18 protein-coding genes are annotated in these 19,573 nt (G+C 43.8%); 3 read left to right on the top strand and 15 right to left on the bottom strand.

What is annotated here, in order from left to right:
* Window positions 1-153: 153 nt before the first annotated feature.
* From PG840_RS08020 to holB, 5 genes are all read right to left on the bottom strand, one after another.
* On the bottom strand, window positions 154-1,266 hold the full coding sequence (locus tag PG840_RS08020) for an ABC transporter ATP-binding protein (protein WP_117558729.1): 1,113 nt from the start codon (window positions 1,264-1,266) through the stop codon (window positions 154-156).
* Between the two features lie 146 nt (window positions 1,267-1,412).
* Window positions 1,413-2,252: a 16S rRNA (cytidine(1402)-2'-O)-methyltransferase gene (rsmI, locus tag PG840_RS08015; protein ID WP_270613492.1), complete on the bottom strand. Its 840-nt coding sequence runs from the start codon at window positions 2,250-2,252 to the stop codon at window positions 1,413-1,415.
* Window positions 2,253-2,254: 2 nt separating this feature from the next.
* Window positions 2,255-3,010 carry a tRNA1(Val) (adenine(37)-N6)-methyltransferase gene (locus PG840_RS08010; protein WP_117558725.1) on the bottom strand — a complete coding sequence of 252 codons (756 nt, stop codon included), beginning with the start codon at window positions 3,008-3,010 and terminating at the stop codon, window positions 2,255-2,257.
* Complete coding sequence (locus PG840_RS08005; protein ID WP_117558723.1) at window positions 3,000-3,911, bottom strand: PSP1 domain-containing protein; 912 nt, start codon at window positions 3,909-3,911, stop codon at window positions 3,000-3,002. Before PG840_RS08005 ends, PG840_RS08010 begins: the two co-directional genes overlap by 11 nt.
* Before the next feature lie 3 nt (window positions 3,912-3,914).
* On the bottom strand, window positions 3,915-4,904 hold the full coding sequence (gene holB, locus PG840_RS08000; protein WP_117824643.1) for a DNA polymerase III subunit delta': 990 nt from the start codon (window positions 4,902-4,904) through the stop codon (window positions 3,915-3,917).
* Window positions 4,905-5,238: 334 nt separating this feature from the next.
* On the opposite strand from holB, the gene PG840_RS07995 reads away from it, so the two are divergent.
* Both PG840_RS07995 and PG840_RS07990 read left to right on the top strand, forming a co-directional pair.
* On the top strand, window positions 5,239-5,964 hold the full coding sequence (locus PG840_RS07995) for an ABC transporter ATP-binding protein (protein ID WP_022220430.1): 726 nt from the start codon (window positions 5,239-5,241) through the stop codon (window positions 5,962-5,964).
* Between the two features lie 17 nt (window positions 5,965-5,981).
* Window positions 5,982-6,908, top strand: coding sequence for a SufB/SufD family protein (locus PG840_RS07990; RefSeq protein WP_270613491.1), 927 nt, complete (start codon window positions 5,982-5,984; stop codon window positions 6,906-6,908).
* Between the two features lie 328 nt (window positions 6,909-7,236).
* Here the strand turns inward: PG840_RS07990 and PG840_RS07985 are convergent, their stop codons facing one another.
* From PG840_RS07985 to PG840_RS07945, 9 genes are all read right to left on the bottom strand, one after another.
* Window positions 7,237-7,836 (bottom strand): guanylate kinase, encoded by a 600-nt coding sequence (locus PG840_RS07985; protein ID WP_270205872.1) that lies wholly within the window; start codon window positions 7,834-7,836, stop codon window positions 7,237-7,239.
* Window positions 7,829-9,244, bottom strand: a complete 1,416-nt coding sequence (locus PG840_RS07980) for an aminotransferase class I/II-fold pyridoxal phosphate-dependent enzyme (protein ID WP_270205871.1) — start codon at window positions 9,242-9,244, stop codon at window positions 7,829-7,831. The genes PG840_RS07985 and PG840_RS07980 overlap by 8 nt, the downstream gene beginning before the upstream one ends.
* A gap of 103 nt (window positions 9,245-9,347) precedes the next feature.
* Window positions 9,348-11,570, bottom strand: a complete 2,223-nt coding sequence (locus PG840_RS07975; protein ID WP_270205870.1) for an alpha-galactosidase — start codon at window positions 11,568-11,570, stop codon at window positions 9,348-9,350.
* A gap of 202 nt (window positions 11,571-11,772) precedes the next feature.
* Window positions 11,773-12,714: a DUF4340 domain-containing protein gene (locus PG840_RS07970; protein WP_270205869.1), complete on the bottom strand. Its 942-nt coding sequence runs from the start codon at window positions 12,712-12,714 to the stop codon at window positions 11,773-11,775.
* Window positions 12,715-12,732: 18 nt separating this feature from the next.
* The gene (locus PG840_RS07965) at window positions 12,733-14,187 is read right to left on the bottom strand and encodes a Gldg family protein (RefSeq protein WP_270205868.1); all 1,455 of its coding nucleotides are present in this window, start codon (window positions 14,185-14,187) and stop codon (window positions 12,733-12,735) included.
* Window positions 14,188-14,199: 12 nt separating this feature from the next.
* Window positions 14,200-15,066: an ABC transporter permease gene (locus PG840_RS07960; RefSeq protein ID WP_270205867.1), complete on the bottom strand. Its 867-nt coding sequence runs from the start codon at window positions 15,064-15,066 to the stop codon at window positions 14,200-14,202.
* Window positions 15,050-16,171: an ABC transporter ATP-binding protein gene (locus PG840_RS07955; RefSeq protein ID WP_270205866.1), complete on the bottom strand. Its 1,122-nt coding sequence runs from the start codon at window positions 16,169-16,171 to the stop codon at window positions 15,050-15,052. The genes PG840_RS07960 and PG840_RS07955 overlap by 17 nt, the downstream gene beginning before the upstream one ends.
* Window positions 16,172-16,442: 271 nt before the next feature.
* Window positions 16,443-17,348: a hypothetical protein gene (locus PG840_RS07950; RefSeq protein ID WP_270205865.1), complete on the bottom strand. Its 906-nt coding sequence runs from the start codon at window positions 17,346-17,348 to the stop codon at window positions 16,443-16,445.
* A gap of 138 nt (window positions 17,349-17,486) precedes the next feature.
* A complete protein-coding gene (locus PG840_RS07945) occupies window positions 17,487-18,179 on the bottom strand; it encodes a 5'-methylthioadenosine/adenosylhomocysteine nucleosidase (RefSeq protein ID WP_008374185.1) in 693 nt (230 codons plus the stop codon).
* A gap of 190 nt (window positions 18,180-18,369) precedes the next feature.
* On the opposite strand from PG840_RS07945, the gene PG840_RS07940 reads away from it, so the two are divergent.
* A complete protein-coding gene (locus PG840_RS07940; protein WP_008374186.1) occupies window positions 18,370-18,621 on the top strand; it encodes a TIGR03905 family TSCPD domain-containing protein in 252 nt (83 codons plus the stop codon).
* Window positions 18,622-19,072: 451 nt separating this feature from the next.
* On the opposite strand, the gene PG840_RS07935 is transcribed toward PG840_RS07940, so the two are convergent.
* Window positions 19,073-19,543, bottom strand: a complete 471-nt coding sequence (locus tag PG840_RS07935; RefSeq protein WP_270205864.1) for a DUF6147 family protein — start codon at window positions 19,541-19,543, stop codon at window positions 19,073-19,075.
* Window positions 19,544-19,573 lie beyond the last annotated feature (30 nt).

Raw genomic sequence — 19,573 nt, 5'->3', positions numbered from 1 at the left:
CTTCCACCGTACTGACGACACCACAAACGCGGATTCCCTTGCGTAGGTTACTCCCCTTTATTAACGTAACTATATACCACGAATAGCCCGATTGTCAAGAAAATTTTAACCGGAGTCTCCAAAATCGGAAACTCCGGCAAATAATTTCACATCTTAGTTTGTAATTGTCTTTTCTGTCTCTTTGTCGAACACATGGATCTTTTCAGCATCGAATGCAAATGTAACTGTATCCCCTGTTCTTGCTGTTGTTCTAGGATCAACACGGGCTGTCATTGTAGCTCCTTCATAATCGAAGTGGAGATAAACTTCAGCACCAAGCATTTCATATACACGGATCTTAGCCTGAATAACTGTATTCGGTGAAGATGTGATAAACATCTGCTCATCATGTACATCTTCCGGACGGATTCCAAGGACAACAGTCTTTCCTTCATATCCTCCATCGATAAGTTTCTTTGCTTTTGACGGTGGAAGTTCAATATCAGCCGGTCCGACTTTGAGGACAACTTTGTCACCCTTCTTCTGGCATACAGCATCAAGGAAGTTCATCTGTGGTGATCCGATGAATCCTGCAACGAAGAGGTTGCATGGGGTATCATAAAGTACCTGTGGTGTATCTACCTGCTGAACAACACCTGCGTTCATAACTACGATTCTGGTTCCCAGTGTCATAGCTTCTGTCTGGTCATGTGTTACGTAGATGATTGTTGTACCAAGTCTCTGATGAAGTTTGGAAATCTCGATACGCATCTGTCCACGAAGTTTAGCATCCAGGTTGGAAAGTGGTTCATCCATAAGGAATACCTTCGGGTTACGAACGATTGCACGTCCCATAGCAACACGCTGTCTCTGTCCACCTGAAAGAGCTTTTGGTTTACGGTCAAGCAGTGGTTCAAGGTCAAGGATCTTAGCTGCTTCACGAACCATCTTATCAATCTCCGGTTTCGGAACTTTTCTTAATTTAAGTCCGAATGCCATGTTATCATATACAGTCATATGTGGGTACAGAGCATAGTTCTGGAATACCATCGCGATATCTCTGTCTTTTGGTTCTACATCATTTACCACTTTGTCACCGATCTTGAGTTCACCGCTTGTGATCTCTTCCAGACCTGCAACCATACGAAGTGTAGTAGATTTACCACATCCAGATGGTCCTACAAAAATGATAAATTCTTTATCTTCAATTTCAAGGTTGAAATCTTTAACTGCTTCAAATCCGTTCGGATATGTTTTGTTAATATGCTTTAATGATAAGCTTGCCATTTATTTTTCCTCCTAAATCTTTGTGCGCTTCTTACACACTGTCGCTGTTCTTGTTTCTGAAATAAAGTATATCTGTTTTTACATCGTCGGTCTATGACCGGGTTGAACAAAGATTTTTTAAGAAGGTGTACAAATTGACGAAAGCCTTACAGCAGTTCTTTATAAATGTCCCTCTTTCCGACTCCGCGGTCTTTTGCCACCTTTTTCATGGCTTCTTTCTTATCGATTCCCTGGTTCATATAGTAATCCATATGCTCCTGAACCGTCATTTCTTCCCATTTTGCGCGCTCCTCCTGTAAAATGCTCTCCCGGCTCTTCCCCTCGATCACAAGCACACACTCCCCCTTCGGATCGTTGCTCTCGTAATAGGAAACCGCTTCCGCAAATGTGGTGCGAAATGCAGTCTCATGCTTTTTTGTAAGTTCCCGGCACACAGTCAGATGTCTGTCCCCACCAAGAACTTCTCCAAGCTCTCTCAAGGTTCTCACCAGACGATGCGGTGCTTCGTAAACGATCATCGTTCTTGTCTCATCTACAAGCTCACCCAGGACTGCCTGTCTTTCCTTTTTGTCCGTTGGAAGAAATGCCTCAAATGCAAATCTTCTGGTGGAAAGCCCGGAAAATGTCAGTGCCGTAATACAGGCAGCGGCTCCCGGAAGGGAAGTGACCGTAATTCCGGCTTCATAGCACATTTTCACCAGTTCCTCACCCGGATCTGAGATTCCCGGTGTGCCGGCATCGGTGATCAGTGCAATATTTGTCCCTGCAAGAAGTTTCTCCACCAGAGCATGTCCTTTGTCTATCTTATTATATTCATGATAACTGGTCATCGGTGTTTTGATCTCAAAATGGTTCAGCAGTTTAATACTGTTCCTGGTATCTTCCGCTGCAATCAGGTCAACCTCTTTCAGCGTCCGGATCACCCGGAACGTCATATCCTCCAGATTGCCGATCGGCGTTGCGCACAAATATAATGTTCCTGCCATAGTTACTCCTTTCCAGTCCCTGTCATTCCGTAATGTTCCAGGATTTCCCGTGTATAACTGCCATCTTTCTCATAAACGATCAGCGGCGGCTCCACGGTCATCCGCGATTTCGCGCCACGGATTCCCTCGATCAAAACCATGTTTGGCTCCTTATCCACATATGGATACACCAAGCGCATCCGCTTCGGCTCCAGCTTCGCCTCGCACATTGCCGTCAAGATCTCGGCAAGCCGGAACGGTCTGTGTACCATGTAAAATCTGCCTCCGGCTTTTAAAGTCCGCGCACTTTCCCGGATAATATCATCCAATGTACAAAGGACTTCATGCCTTGCGATCGCCTTGGCACTCTCCGGATTGGCAAGCCCATGCCCACCGATCATATACGGCGGATTCGTTGTGATCACATCCATGGAGCCGTGTCCAAATATCTGTGACGCTTCTTTGATATCTCCCGTCACAATGTCGATCTGCTCCTCAAGCTGGTTGTGCCGGACGCTCCGGCGCGCCATATCTGCGCTCTCTTCCTGGATCTCCAGCCCTGTAAAATGCTTTCCTTTTGTCTTTGCGGCCAAAAGAATCGGGAGAATTCCCGTTCCTGTTCCAAGATCAAGAACGCATTCTCCCGCTTTTACTTTGGCAAAGGCACTTAAAAGCACTGCATCCATTCCGAAGCAGAACCGCCCCGGGCTCTGGATGATCTCATAGCCTTTTATCTGTAAATCATCGAGCCGTTCTCCCGGCTTAAGATTATTTGTCATCTAACTTTGACGCTCCTTCACCTTTCTCCAGAGCTGCAAGCTCTTTCATTTCCTGTTTGGAAAGTTTCACATCCTTTTTCCGGCGGCGCGGTTTGAACTTCAGGTCAGCTGCCGGATATTCACGGATTTCTTTCTCATCATTGTCCAGAGTTACAATAACCCTGACAAGCTGACGCAGTACGCTTAATGACTGTACTTCACCTTTCAGGCCTTCCGGAGTTGTCACTGACTCACCTACAGACGGAAGATTATTGTTGAGTTCCTCGTATGTCTCTTCCTCATTTGTCAGGCAGCACATCAGTCTGCCACATACACCTGAAATCTTAGTCGGGTTCAGCGACAGATTCTGTTCTTTTGCCATCTTGATTGAAACCGGTGCAAACTCAGACAGATAGGTGTGGCAACAAAGCTCTCGTCCACAGATCCCGATTCCTCCGCGGATCTTCGTCTCGTCTCTTACACCGATCTGGCGAAGTTCAATCCTGGTACGGAATACCGCTGCCAGATCCTTTACCAGTTCACGGAAATCAATTCTTCCGTCTGCGGTAAAGTAAAACAGCACTTTATTGTTGTCAAAGGTATATTCTGCATCGATCAGCTTCATCTCCAGCTCATGCTTGTGGATCTTTTCCAGACAAATCTGAAATGCTTCTTTTTCTTTTTTGCGATTCTTTTCTTCTACACGGCGGTCATCCTCTGTCGCCAGGCGGATCACTGTCTTAAGAGGCTGGGTGATCTCTTCATCCTTCACTTCCTTCGGTCCCATCACAACGTTACCGAATTCTACTCCTCTCGCAGTCTCTACAATTACCTGATCGCCACGCTTCACCTCAAATTTGCCCGGTGAGAAAAAATAGATCTTTCCTGCAGTCCGAAAACGGACTCCAATTACTTTTGTCATTCCCTAGTTCTCCTTTATTGTCAACAGAAGAAGTTCCATGACAAGATCAAAGTTGACATTGGCGCGCAGTCTCGCCTTTGCTTTCTCAAGTGCTTCCAGAATTGTCTCAATTCCTTCATAAGAGCTCTTTTTCGCACGCTCCCTGATACTGTCGATCTCTTCACCGAAAATCAGTCTGTCGATATTCATTGTTGCTTTATAGATCAGAACATCACGATACCAGATCATAAGGATGTCCAGATAATCTGTGATCTCAATCTTGTAAGCGGAAATCCGTTTCACAGCTTCCACCAGATCACCGAGTTCCATGGTATCGATATTCTTCAGCAGACGAACTGCCTCATCTTTAATTTCATTAAAATGCTCAGAGCCTGCCAGCATAGCAGCTTTTCCAATATTGCCCTGTGCAAATGCAGTACACACGTCTGCCTTGTAATCAGGAACCTGAAGCTGCTCCATCAGATACCTTTTCACAAGCTGATCCTTAATGTTACGGAGCTTCAGCATAACGCATCTTGAGCAGATCGTTGGGAGCAGACTGTTCGCATTCTCTGTAAGAAGCAGAATTACCGCATAAGCAGGTGGCTCTTCGATTGTCTTCAACAGAGCATTCTGTGCCTGTACAGTCATCATATCTGCATCCGGCACAATGTAGATCTTGTATTTTCCATTATAAGGCTTCACCTGAATATCCCCATTGATCTGAACCCGGATATCATCTACACTGATGCTGTTCGGCTTTTCATGCGTTACCCAGATAATATCCGGATGATTGCCGCTGACTGCCTGCTTGCACGAATGGCACTCATAGCACGGTTCTGTTCCGCCCTTTTCGCACTGCAGAGTCTGTGCAAAAAGACCTGCAAGCATCTTCTTTCCTGATCCCTTCTCGCCGTTCAGAATATAAGCGTGTGATACTTTATCTTCTGTAACCGCGTTCTGTATATACTGAATGATCTCGCTATGTCCTACGACATCTTTAAATCCTGACATATTATCACCCTCTTCTTTCTTACTATTCCATTAGTATAACATAAATTTATGCAGATACCTAGAGCAAATTCCTGTGGTCTTTCTGAATTATTTCTGAAAATTCTGCGAATTTCGCTTTGCAGGTATGCTTTTCAATAATAAAAGATGACAACTTTTTCGATATGTTTTATAATAGACATAAATATATAAAGATTCTGTATCCAATGATGTAATCAGATTGCTCCATTGTTACGCAATTTATTCTTTTGATACTTACATCATACAATTTATGAATATAAATTTTTCAACCAGACAAACTTTATATAAGTTTCTTACACAGAAAGGGGATGAACTCATGCTGGAAGTAAAAAATCTTACATTCCAGGTGAATGAAAACGGAATAGAACGCAGCATTGTAGAAAATATTAGTTTTAACGTAGAAGACGGAGAAATGCTGGTGATCACCGGTCCGAACGGCGGTGGCAAATCCACACTTGCAAAAGTGCTAATGGGGATTGACCAGGCAAGTGCCGGACAGATCATCTTAGACGGAACCGATATCAGTGATTATGATATCAATCACAGGGCAGAAGCCGGAATCGGTTACGCATTCCAGCAGCCACCGCGCTTCAAAGGAATGACGGTAAGCAAGCTTTTATCACTTGCGGCTGGAGAAGATCTGACAAGAGATGTCTGTTGCAGACTTTTAAGTACCGTTGGACTTTGTGCCAACGAATACATTGAACGTGAAGTAGACGGAACCTTATCCGGCGGTGAAATGAAGCGTCTGGAAATTGCCACCGTTCTCGCAAAGCCTCACAAACTCTGTATTTTCGATGAACCGGAAGCCGGAATCGATCTCTGGAGTTTTTCTATGCTGATCGAACAGTTTGAAAAAATGCACAAAGAGAAAAAACAGAGTCTTATTCTTATTTCTCATCAGGAGAGAATCATCCAGATGGCTGACCGGATCATGGTGATCGAAGGCGGAAAGATCGCTTCGATCGGACAGACTGCGGATATCCTTCCACAATTATTAGGAAAGACAGCCGATTCTTACAGCTGTCTGAAATGTAGATAACAGGGGAGGAACATACAATGACTTTATTGGATAAAATTACAGAAAAAGTATTAGCACAGATCGATGACACCGGTTTTACACAGTCCGGTGCATTCAATTTACGACATAATGGAATCGCTCTCTGCCACGGAGACAGTGAGCATATTAAAATCAAGAAAAAACAGGACAAGCCGGGAATCGATATTTTCATCGATGGAAAAACAGACGGCGAAGAAGTTCATATTCCGGTTGTTGTTGACGCAAGCGGAATGACGGACGTTGTTTACAATGATTTTTATGTAGCAGAAGGTGCAAATGTAACCATCGTTGCCGGATGTGGTATCCACAACAGCGGATGTAACGAAAGCCGCCATGATGGTATTCATACTTTCCATGTGGAAAAAAATGCAAATGTACGCTATGTAGAAAAGCATTACGGAGAGGGTGAAGGCACCGGAGCCCGTGTACTCAATCCTGTTACCGAAGTTTATCTTGGTGAAAATTCTGTATTTACGCTGGATACTGCTCAGATCAAAGGAGTCGATTCTACGGTTCGTGAAAATAATGTACATCTGGAAGCCGGTTCCAAGCTTTATGTCATTGAAAAACTGATGACACATGGAAAGCAGGAAGCTACTTCAAATATGATGGTGGAACTGCTCGGAGAAGGCAGCTCTGCGCAGATCGTATCCCGTTCGGTCGCAAAAGGCGAATCTAGACAGGTCTTCCATCCGAGGGCTGTCGGAAAGAACCATTGCCATGCACATGTTCAGTGTGATTCTATTATCATGGATCATGCAGAAGTAAGTTCAATTCCTGAGATCAATGCGAAGCATGTGGATGCGGCTATTATCCACGAAGCTGCGATCGGAAGGATCAATGATGAACAGTTGATCAAGCTGCGGACTCTTGGAATGACGGAAGAGGAAGCAGAAGGGGTGATTATTGAGAACTTCTTGAATTAGAGTCATGCGTGTAGTAGTAAAAGAGACGAAAAAGACAAAAATTATCCTCTGGCTATGCTCAGTTGCACTAACCATTCCACCGAGCCTTTGAAAGCATCAATTGTGTCAGCAATGGCTTCCACAATTGATTAAGTCTCGGTTCCATAGTGCAAAATTCGCAGATCCAGAGGATAATTTTTGTCTTTTTCTGTGTCTTAACTCCACTACATTATAAAATCTTATTTAAGTTTCAAGAATTTCTCAATGCAGGATTCATCTGAACAGGTGGGCCTGTCTCACTGGGGTGTTGAGATCGGTGTTATTTATGAATGGTTGAGTTTTGTATGGTTTATAGCTGACTCTGCTTTTTTAGTATTTTCTTACAGATTTTCTCAAGTACGTCTTCAAGGTCTGTGTTTTCGTAGCGTTCTGTGATTCCGGCGTGGGCGAGGTTTTCTTCGGAGAAATCTTTGGAATCGGCGAGGAAACGGCGGCACATTTCGGCGTATTTGGGTTCTTTCTGGGTTTTCTCACGGGCGAGGGCGCGGGTTAAGCGCTCTCCGTCTTCTACCTCGATGTAAAGTGGAACTACTTTTTCGTTTCCAAAATAGGTTTTCAATTTTTCATAGGATTCAAGGGTTCCGATCATGAGATAATCCTGATTTTTTTGTTCAAAATTGAACTGCCCGTCATCAGCGGTGAAATAGTGCCAGATACCATAAACTGTATTGTAAGCACGTTCTTCGATCAATCGGCCTTCTGTTTTGAACTTTTCAAGTTCAGTTTCGTCTGTAAAAAAATATTCTTCGCCTTCTTTTTCTCCCTCACGCCGTGGACGGGTTGTATAGATCGTTACATTTTTTAACTGTGGCATTCTTTTTCTCAGCTCTTTGTAGATTGTGTCTTTCCCCGTTGAACTTTTTCCCATCAGATAATATATTTTACTCATGTTTCCACACCTTTATCTTGCCTTCCGTCTGTATTCCTTCTATTTGGAGATTCTGTGTTTCATAATAGCAAAGAAGTTCTACTGCTTCCCGGCTGATCCGCTCTCCCGGTACGATAACCGGGCTTCCCGGTGGATAAAGATAAGCGTATTCCAGAGAAATATATCCTTCGCTTTCCTTCCACGGAATCTCTTCTGCTTCTCCGTCTTCCTCCCGGTCCTCTGCCTCTTGCAGTGTAAAATACTGCTCCAGTCTCGGAAGCTCTCCGGAAATCTCTGTGCTTCCGGAAACGGCTGTTTTTCCTTCCAGCTGACCGTCTATTTCCAGTAACGCAGCTTTTAACCTGTCCAGTCCTTCCTGCGTATCTGCCACGGTCGTCATCGCAAGTACATAGGTTCCTCCGGTCATTTCCATTTCCAGATGATATTCTTTTCGCAGCCGTTCCGCAAGCTCCGGACTTGTAATATTTGCATTTGCTGTGGAAATCACAACTTTGGAAATATCATAATGTTCTGTACGGAGAATCTGTAAATGCTGTAATGGTTCCAGCTCTTCTCTGAACTTTTGCAGCCTTTCTACATAAAGTTCAAATGCTTCCTCACATTTTCCATCCAGGAAATCTACACAGGCATCCAGGCTTGCCATGAAAATATACGACGGACTGCTGCTCTGCAGCATATCCAGATATTTCTTAATTCTTCTACGATTTGCAAATTTCCCATTGATATGCAGGATCGCTGTCTGGGTAAGGGACGGCAATGTCTTGTGCAGACTATTGATCACCACATCTGCTCCCAGATCATTTGCGCGCCCCGGAAATACCGGATGAAATCCGAAATGCGGTCCATGTGCTTCATCTACGATCAGTGGAATCCTATACGAATGTGCCACTTCTGCAATTCCTTTCACATCCGATACCACGCCATCATAATTTGGAGATACGATCACAACGGCTTTGATATCCGGCTCTGCAGCAAGTGCTTTTGCCACATCTTCTTTGCTGATCTCCCCGTTCATATGCATGGAAATATCAAATTCCGGATACACATAGCGCGGTACAAGACCATTCATATAGATTGCATGGTAAATGGATTTGTGACAATGGCGTGCCACCAGAATCTTATCTCCCCGGTGCGTACATCCCATCACTGCACTTAAAATTCCGGCAGTACTTCCATTTACCAGAAAATGACTTTCCTCTGCCCCAAATACCCTTGCGGCTCTTTCCTGCTCTTCTTTTAAAATACCATCTGCGTGATGCAGATCATCGAAACCATCGATTTCCGTGATATCCAGATCGTATGGGAGTTCAATTCCAAGAAGTGCCTTGTTTCTCTTATGTCCCGGCATGTGAAATGCGTAAAAATCGCTCTCGGAATATGCTTTTAATTTATCGTATAGTCGTTCCATTTGATACCTCTTTAAGTCTTTTAGAAACATCATATAATTTTTCTTCCGAAAACGCAAGAGGACGAAACGGTTCTCCCATTTCGTCCTTTCCATATATTCCGGCTTACACAGCCACAATCTCAAACACTTTCGCCTGGAAATCTCCCTTATCATTCACGCCCTTCTTCCATACACCGGACGCAGAATCGGACAGGATCATTCCGACTTGCATCAGCTCATCGCCATAGCAGTCATAATCATATCCGCTGACCTTATAACAGATATCTTCTTTCAGCCCTTTCAGCTTCAGTCTCTTAAATCCAACATTGACCGGCTGCATTACCCGGTAATAACCGACCAGCGCCTTCTTCTGATCCTCCGATACGATCATCCATGCGGTCTCATTTCCCTCAAACGGACTCTTCAGTCGATAGAAAGTTCCTTTCTGGATCAGATCTCTCTTCTCCTTCATAAATGCGATCTGACGGCGGATTTCTGCCTTATCTTCCTCGCCAAGCTTTAAAAGGTCAAGCTCATATCCAAAAGTTCCAAAGTAAGCCACATCTGCTCTTGTCTCGATCGGTGTCACACGGTTTGTCTGATGGTTCGGTGAAGCTGATACATGGCTCCCCATGCAGCTTACCGGATAAACCATTGAAGTTCCATACTGGATTTTCAGACGTTCGATTGCGTCAGTATCATCCGAAGTCCATCCCTGCGGTGCGTAGTAAAGCATTCCCGGATCAAATCTTGCCCCACCACTTGCACAGGATTCAAACAATACATGCGGAAAACGGCTGGTCAGGCGCTCATACAGTTCATACACACCAAGGATATATTTGTGGCAGACCTTTCCCTGATACTCTCTGTCATTTCCATTGGAGAACACCTCTGAAAATGTACGGTTCATATCCCATTTGATATAAGATACCGGCACTTCTGCAAGAAGATTTTCCAGCATGTCCCCGATATATTCACGTACCTCTTTCTTAGAAAAATCCAGTACATACTGTGTCCGGCTGTGGCAGATCCGCTTGCCCTGTTCTGCAAGAAGCCAGTCCGGATGCGCCCTGTACAGATCACTGTCTTTGTTCGTCATCTCCGGTTCAATCCAGAGCCCGAATTTTAAACCTTTGGCATTGATCTTTTCTGCCAACTCCTTTAACGTTCCTTTCAGCTTTTCCTCATTCGGATACCAGTCGCCAAGGGAAGAAGTACTGTCATCTCTCTTTCCAAACCATCCATCATCCAATACAAAAAGCTCCATTCCAAGATCTGCTGCCGCATCCGCAAGTCCCAGAAGCTTTGGCGCATCAAAATCAAAATAAAATGCTTCCCAGCTGTTGATCAGGATCGGGCGAACCTTATCTCTCCAGGTTCCCCTTGCCAGACGTGTGCGGTACAGCTTGTGAAAGGTCTGGCTCATTCCGTTAAGTCCAGCTTCCGAATATACCATTACCATCTCCGGTGTCTGGAAGGATTCGCCTTTTCCAAGTGTCCACTTAAATCCATTTGGATGGATTCCCATCAGCACACGGGCGGTATCATAATTGTCTACCTCTGTCTGTGCAAGGAAATTTCCGCTGTAAACCAGACTGAAACCGTAGACCTGCCCCTGGAACTCGTCTGCATTTTCACGCGCAAGTGCAAGGAACGGATTGAACTGGTAGCTGCTGCATCCGCGCATACTGTAAATACTCTGGATACCGTAATCCAGCTTATGTCTTCTCACATGGCGCTCTCTCGCCCACACACCGGCAAGATCGATCATCTCATAATCCTTGTCCGGCAGATCCATACAGGCGCTCATTGCAGAAAGAAGTGTGATTTTTTCATCAGAATCACATTCAAAACGTACACTTCTCGCGATCACCGGAAATGCTTCATAGATCGTATATAAAAGGACAATTCTTGTATTGATACTTGTATCCTCCAGAACCAGTTCCAGAGTCTGCGCCTCATCATCACTTTCTACATAAGTCGCCGGAAGTCCTTCAAGCTTTGGTTTGCCATTATAAATTTTATGCTCTTTATATACAAACTCGACTACATTGCTTCCGTTCTCCCGCTCGATCTCATATGCCGGAAAACGCATGTCTCCGCAGCCGAAAGTCGGATACTCCTGCTTGATATTCTCCAGTGAGAATGTAGAATTTCCCTCGAAAGCATACGGTGACATATCACGCATCGCATATTCAAAAAGATGGCTGAAATCTTCTTTATGTGTCAGGCGTTTTCCATAGTAGAGCTGTCCCGGCTGGTCGTTGTCAAGGATCTTGATGATATAGCTGATCTCCTGGTTGTAAAGATGAAACTCTCTTGTTTTTTCATTGTATATGATTGGCATATCGTTTCTCCTCATTCCATATTGTATAACGTTCATTTTTCCGTATTATCTGTATAGTATCACTGTTGGTTTTTCAGCGTCAATGATTCCTGCGGATAAATTTGTAAAACATACACTCAAAAAAGGGACTCTGTCCTTTCCTGAAAGACATCATCCCTTTTCCTTTCTTAGCAGATTTATTTAATTTTCTCTTTGTATTCTTCTACTCTGCACTACTGTCCACTTTCCATCCAAGCGCTTTCTCTACCGTATCGATCAGTACCCGGCTTACTCTTTGTGAACCGTCCATCTGTACATAATAGTAGGTCGCACTGTCGTCCTTGCTTCCCACATAGAATGTAACTGTCTTTTCCTTATCATCATCCGACGTATCCTTGTAAGTCAGCTCCACCTTCGTCCGCTGATTTTCCGCAAGCCCGTAATTGCCAAGCGTCGCGTCCGTCACATGATAATCTGCACAATCTGTAAAATAGAATCCGGAAAGTGCTGTCATAATACTTGTGACAGTATCTTCCTGATCCTCATTGTCCGCTTCGTAGGTTTTTACCTCGTCACCCGGTTTTGTCACAGTCTCTTTTACAAAGTTATCAGATGTAACTGTTACAAAGCTGTCCTTTTCAGCAACATCTGCAAGCTGCCATACCATTTCCGAAATCAGATCTGTCGATACCGTGTACACTTTTTCTGTTCCATCTTCCATGAAATAATAATTTTCTCCGGAAGCATTCCCGATTAGAAATTTATGTGCCTCGCCATCCTTTCCGGTCAGCGTAAGATTATATTCCGGTGAATCAAATCCATAGTCTGAAAGGCCATCCGGATTCTTGATCTCTTTTACCGCCCGAATATCCGAAAATGCATCTTCCATATTTTGCATACTGCTCTCCGTCAGTGCGATCGTGGTGTCCGGCGCATACTCCCAGGTATCATCCTCTTTTACAAAGGACATTTCTTCCCCAGATGCTTCTTTATACTCGATCGACTCCAGCGAATCTGTCTCAAAAATATGCACCACTGCATTTTCTTTTTTCTTCTCTTCTGCCTCTGACTTAGATGTATTCCATTTTTTCAGCCCGAAAAATGTAATGAGCAGAACAAGCAGTACGAGCAGAAGGATTCCTATTGTCCTTGTTTTTTTCTCCATCTTTTTTCCTCCTGCCTCTTACGCTTTCCGTCTTCTCATCCAGATCACAAATCCAAGGATCAGAATTGCAAGCGGAATAATAAAGATCACAAGGATGCTGAATGCACCTGCATGCATCGATGTGTTGGTCTCAGTCGAAAGACTCTTCGCTTCAATCGCAACATTGTTTACATTATCAAAATTCTCTGTCACTGAATTTACAAACAAAGTCAGGTTATCCAGTGTCGTCAGCTGATCTGTGATATCCGAGCTGATCATAGATGCAGAAGCAAGCACCGTAAGTCTTGCCGTCTTTGTGTCTGTATCCGTTGCATCACTCTTATCGTCTTCATCCTCGCTGTCCGAATCTGAAGAATCCCCAGAAATCGCATTGGTAGAAACGGCTCCCAGGATATACTGTCCCTGTGTCTGGTCATTTTCTGTCACTGCATATCCACTGTCTGATGTCTGCATAAATGGAGTAACCGTCAGATTATCATTATCCGTATCTGTTTTCTCCATACCAGGTGAATTCAGTAGAAGTACCATCTGATTGCTGATGCCGCTTCCCAGGTCACCACTCAGAGAAAGCTGTGGGAAGATTGCATAATAATTTCCCTGGTAGCATCTCTGGGTATCTGCAATATAACCGCTGACTTTTTTCAGTCCATAATCTGACATAATTCCGTCCAGATTTGGTGTGTCTGAAGTCGTATCTCCAAGGATCAGATAAACCTTTCCGCCGTCACTCAGATATTTCTCAATAATTGTCTTTTCATCATCTGTAATATCCGATGTCGGTGCATAGAGGAACAACAGGTCACAGTCATCCGGGATTTCCGGACTCATACTCAGGTTGATTTCTTCCGTCTCCAGATTATTCTTAGTAAGCAGATCACTTACCGAACTTGAAAATGTCGCTTCTCCGTGACCACTGGTCCGGTAAATCTTGCTTGTTTCCTCGCTGGTTACATAATTGATCGCACTGGTAAGCTGTCCTTCTCCGTCGAAAGAACTTTCGCTGGCACTTCCGGTCGTATAATAAGAATAATAATCCGACTGGATAATATCTGAAAATGAAATCGTTGTAGACTTTCCGGTTGCATCACAGGACACAACGATTACATTCCCATCGGTATTATATTTCTGAAGAACGGACGGATGCAGTACGCTGTCCACCCATTCCACTTTTACTTTGCCGGAAAGCGCCGCATATTTTTTCACAAAAGTCTTGATCCTGGTATCCACAGAATCCTGTTCTGCGATCACTTTCAAATCTACTTTTTTATCCAGCTTCTTCAGCATTTTTGTGGACACACTGCTGATATCGTACAGATTGTTGCTGCTGATATCAATATTTCTTACTTTTTCCGGAAGCTGTCCTGCCACCAGATTGATCACGATCGCGATTGCAATCACGATCACTGCAAGCCCTACGCTGTAAGTTCCGTTCCGGGAGGACTTGCTGCTGAACATTTTTTTGATTTTTTCCATGTCTTCTCCCTCCTAACTCCAACGTCTTTTCTGAATGGACTGCATGGTCAGGAAGATAAATACACCTGCCACACTCAGATACAGGATCAGCCCACTCACATCGAAAAGCTTGTTATATGCTACGTTGTCAAATACATCTGCAAGATACAGCTTCTTCATGATGTTGACCAAAATATTTTCAAATAATGAAGATTTTACAAAGCTTACGATCACAACCGCAACAACTCCGATCGCTTCGATAATTCCTGCGATCATCCAGTTTCCCGTCATCCGGTAAATGATCAGCGCCGCAATGGTAACGAATACCACAATACCGATCATGCCGCTTGTAGCTGATGTCGGGAGGAAATTGATCAGTCCTCCCCAGAGATAGATCAGAAGCAAAACGCCAAAGGTTGTTACTGCCGCAATGATCTGACTTTCTGTGAGTGACGAAAGAAACATTCCGATTGCCAGATACACGCATCCGAGCAGGAAGAACATCAGGATCGACAGATAATCCACCTTCAGATACGCCGTTCCAAAGCTCTTAATGATAATTGGGAAAATGCAAAAAATCAGGCACGGTACCGCAAATACCGTCACCATCGCAAGGTATTTCCCCATCACGATATCAAATAATTTTACCGGTGCGGCAAGCAGAAGCTGGTCTGTCTTGTTCTTCCGTTCCTCCGCAAAGGAACGCATGGTGAGCATCGGGATAATGATGATCAACACGTAGTTGATATTCATCAGAACATATGAAAAATAGGGATATCCCGAATTTAAGTTGTACGCCATAAAATAGATTCCCGTGAAGATCACAAGGAATGCGATCAGGACATAGCCTGTCATTGATTGAAAATAGGATTTTAATTCTCGTTTATAAATTGCTGTCATTTTCGAGATCCTCCTTTTCATCCTCACTTGTCGGAACGGCATTTTCTTCCGGCTCTTCATCCCTCTCAGTCAGCTCGTTCTCTTCTGCCTCTTCCTGCGCATTTTTCTTGCGCCGCTTTACCATCCGGTCTTTCTTTTCGCCGTCTTTCATCGCTTTTGCTGCTGCAGGTGTGCTTCCCTGCGTCAGCTCCAGGAAGACATCCTCCAACGTCGTGCGGCTGTGATACAACATAAGTAACGGGCAGCCCTCCTGTGCAAATGCCATAAATACTGTTTCCCTGATATCTTTTCCATCCTTCGGGAACAGACTCGCTTTTACCGTTCCTTCTTCTTTTCCGTGTTCCACGGATGCCTTCTGCACATTACCGATTGTGCCGATGACTTTCCGTACCGTATCTTCATTTCCCTTTGCCAGGATTTCCACAGTCTGCTGATTCGTCAGAAGCTTTTCCAGATTCTCCGGTGTATCACTTGCCACCAGTTTCCCTTTGGAAATGATCATAATATAATCGCAGACTTCCTGGATCTCTGCCAGAATGTGTGAGCTCAGGATCACGGTATGCTCTTTTGCAAGCTCTCGGATCAGTTCACGGATCTCAATGATCTGCTTCGGATCCAGTCCGACCGTCGGTTCATCCAGAATGATGATCTCCGGGAATCCAAGGATTGCCTGCGCAAGTCCGACTCTCTGCTTATAACCTTTGGACAGGTTCTTGATCAGCCGGTCCTGTACATCCATGATCTTCACCATCAGCATGACCTTCTCAATCTGCTCTTGCCGTTCCTTTTTCGGGATCTTCTTCAATTCCGCTACGAACCTCAGGTATTCATTCACCTTCATATCCGTGTAAAGCGGTGGCATCTCAGGCAGATAACCAATACATTTTTTTGCTGCCTCCGGTTCCTCCAGTATATTGTGCCCGTTGATCAGCACTTCACCTTCTGTGGCGCCAAGATAGCCGGTCATAATATTCATCGTTGTGGACTTTCCGGCACCGTTCGGTCCTAAAAATCCATAGATCTGCCCGGTATCTACAGTAAAATTCAAATGATCTACAGCCAGATGTGAGCCGTATTTCTTTACAAGATTTTTTACCTCAATCAATGTTGTTCCTCCTGACTACAAAATTTCATGTTTTTCAATTATACGGATGATTTGTGAAACTTCTGGGGGCAATCTGTGTTCATTCTGTGTTTTTTCTGTAAAACGGTGAACTGCAAAAGTGTACCACCTGCCCGATAATAATAGAAATACCGATATCTGGAATCAGCTTTTCCACATATCGGTATTTTATATTTTTAAATCATTTTTTACCCGAAAAAGACTTTTTTATATACTGGACAGATTTCACTTAACTTGCGATTATCCACACCAGTCAGGCAAGGAATTCTTCCAGAATTTCCCGGATTCTTGCCTCTTTTGTCGGTTCCAGCTTTTCGCCGGTATCTTCCTGCTTAAATCGGGAACCGGCTGTATCTTCCATCCGTGCTCCAGGCTGCTGCGTCCGCATTTCATCAGCCTGATTTGCATTCGCCTGTCCCACTTTTGCTACTGTCTGCACGGTCTGCTGCATTTGTCCATCTTCTGTATACCGTTTTTCGTTCGCAGAAACCGCATTTACCGTAGCTGCGCTTGCTGGCACGGTTTCTTCTGAAAATGGTCTTTGCACCTGACCAGAATGCGCCGCTTCATTTTCCTCTGCATCCATTTTCTCCGGAATCTCATCCGCTCTCTGAACTGTAACCTGGATTTCTTTCTGATTGGTCTTCTCATAGCGATGAGCATATGTATTTTCCAGAAAATCTACCATATAGGTTTTCGCTGCCTCCAGCTGATAGGCATCATCCGCAAGCATCCGGAGTAAAAAGAGCGCCAAAGCTCCCATACCGCCCAAAATACCATATCTGTAAAGTCCCTGTTCCCTCTCCCCCGCTGCATAAGCAAGCGCTGTTCCTGTGGCTCCAAAGATAAGGCAGATCCAGATGCTCCCCTTCGCCCACTGCCTCCAGGTATGCAGCCTCACGCCAAGCACCCGGTATTCATACAAATATTTCTCTACAAATGCACCAACATTCTGTACTTTATCACTCACCATACACCCATGCTCAAATTTTGCCCTTACAAGCCGCATCAGCGGATGATTGCTTTTGCTCATGTTACTTGCTGCTCTTACCAGCTTTTTCAGTGAAATCCCGGTAATCAGTCTTGCAATCGCGCCGATCCCGATCATCACTCCCGTCAGAAAAAATACCGTTTCTCTCACCACGAACATTTCCAACATAAAAAGAATCCTCCTTCTTAGATTTACCGTCATTATACCGTAAACCTCCGAATTTGGATTCCCTAATCGTTCGCCACAATCCGACATCCTGTCTGGAAAATGACGCTGCTTTTCTGTTTTACTTTGCTGCCTTACGCATTACATTCTTTCTACAAGACCTTTGACAAGCCCTACATAATGGGTGATTGCCATCTTCACAAACTCCGGATAATCCATCGTTGCACTGTTGTCAGCTTTGTCCGAAATTGCACGAATAATGACATACGAAACTTTATTCAGATATGCGGTCTGCGCCATTGCTGCGCCTTCCATCTCCGCACACTTTCCATCAAATGTCTTTACCAGATATTCCTTCTTTTCCTTGCCAGAAATAAACTGATCTCCACTGAGCACTCTTCCGGTAAATGTCTGAATGTCCGGATTCACTTCTTTGTTTACTTCCACTGCCAGCTTCACAAGTTTCTCATCTGCCGGGAAAGAAAAGGTATCCATTCTCGGAATCTGTCCTACCGGATCGCCAAGCATACTTACATCCATGTCGTGCTGAACTGCATCTGTAGAAATCACGATATCCCCGATGTTGATATCTGCATCCAGAGAACCTGCCACACCTGTATTGATCAGCGTATCCACACCAAAACAGTCAATCAGAATCTGTGCGCAGATTCCCATGTTGACTTTTCCGATACCACTTCTTACAACTACAACTTCCTTGCCACTCATAATACCTTTGACAAAAGTCATTCCGGCACGTTCCATCGTATCCTGAACTTCCATCGATTCCTTTAAGATTGCAACCTCTTCATCCATTGCTCCGATAATTCCTATCATTTGAAAATCCTCCGTTTTTCTTACATATTGTTTTTATCTATATCTATAGATTTCCCTTCAAAATTACAATAGCTATTATATCAGATTTCTTATAATATGCACTAGCATTTTCTTATAAGGCTGTGTTATAATCATTGAAGCAATTTTATAAGGCACAATAATAATATAAATATAAAGGAGGACTATACTCATGGAATTTACACCACACGGCGTCTGTTCTAAGAATATTCACTTAGAAGTAGACGAAGCTGGACGTATTCATAATGTTGAGTTCACAGGCGGATGTAACGGTAACTTACAGGGCATCGGGCGCCTCGTTGAAGGAATGGATATTCACGAAGCAATTTCACGTATCGAAGGTATCAAATGCGGATACAAAGCAACATCCTGCCCGGATCAGCTTTCACTTGCTTTAAAAGAATATTTAAGCAATAACCAGTAATCAAATAATTTTTTCGCAATTTTGTGTCAAAACAAGCAGGTCAGGAATTATCCCGACCTGCTTGTTTTGGTCTAATTCAGTTTAACATTAGTTAGGCTTCTTGCTTGCTCTGATATTCCATACTCACATATTTCGCGACCGGGTTGTATTATTTGGTCATATGCTTTCTGTCCAATCAGAAAATACGTTTATTAGTTGTGGCCTTTACAGTCCTGTTCGCCCTCTTGTCAGTCTGCAAGACCGGAGATGTTGAACTTTATCAACCTGCAATTCAGACAGGTGTTAAAAGGAATCTTCCCATCTCCCTCCCTCATATTGTTCCCTTGTCCTTACTTTCGCTAACTGCCGCACCGGTTGATAGTCGTATGAATATTTTATAAAAAATATTTTTTTGGTAGTGCGGGATGAGTTAGGGTGGGTAAGGGGTTGGGATGTTGTTGGTTTGTGATTTTTAGATGTAAATGCCGTTGGTGAATGAATCGCTTACATCTGAGTTTGCGTAATGTACACAGCCTACACGATAATAATATCCAGTTGGTACAGATAATGTCTTACTAGTACTTACATAAACTGAATTATAATTTGTTTCTGACCATGAAGTATAATAAGCCCATTTTCCATTCAATAATCGCTCCACAGTTACACTAACCGTAATCTTGGAAACCGTTTTCTGCCCTACCGTGTTTCCTCCCGCACCGATTTTTCCTGGTCCTACTTTAGTAATTGTTGATGATCCACTTTTCAAATATATGCCTCTACTCATTGATCCAACTGTTACTTCTGAGGAATCATCATTTGTCAAATAAGAACCATCAATACACTTCGGTACATCCGATGCCTTTACAACTCCTTGCGTACTGATAAACAATGTACAAACCATGACCATTGTCAAAATCAGCGACAAAATTTTACTTTTTTTCACCTTTCGCCTCCTCTCTACACTATATTAACA

Source organism: Coprococcus sp. AM97-35, from assembly GCF_027697525.1.
Lineage (GTDB): Bacteria > Bacillota > Clostridia > Lachnospirales > Lachnospiraceae > Allocoprococcus > Allocoprococcus comes.
This window is presented reverse-complemented; position numbering and strand designations above follow the sequence as displayed.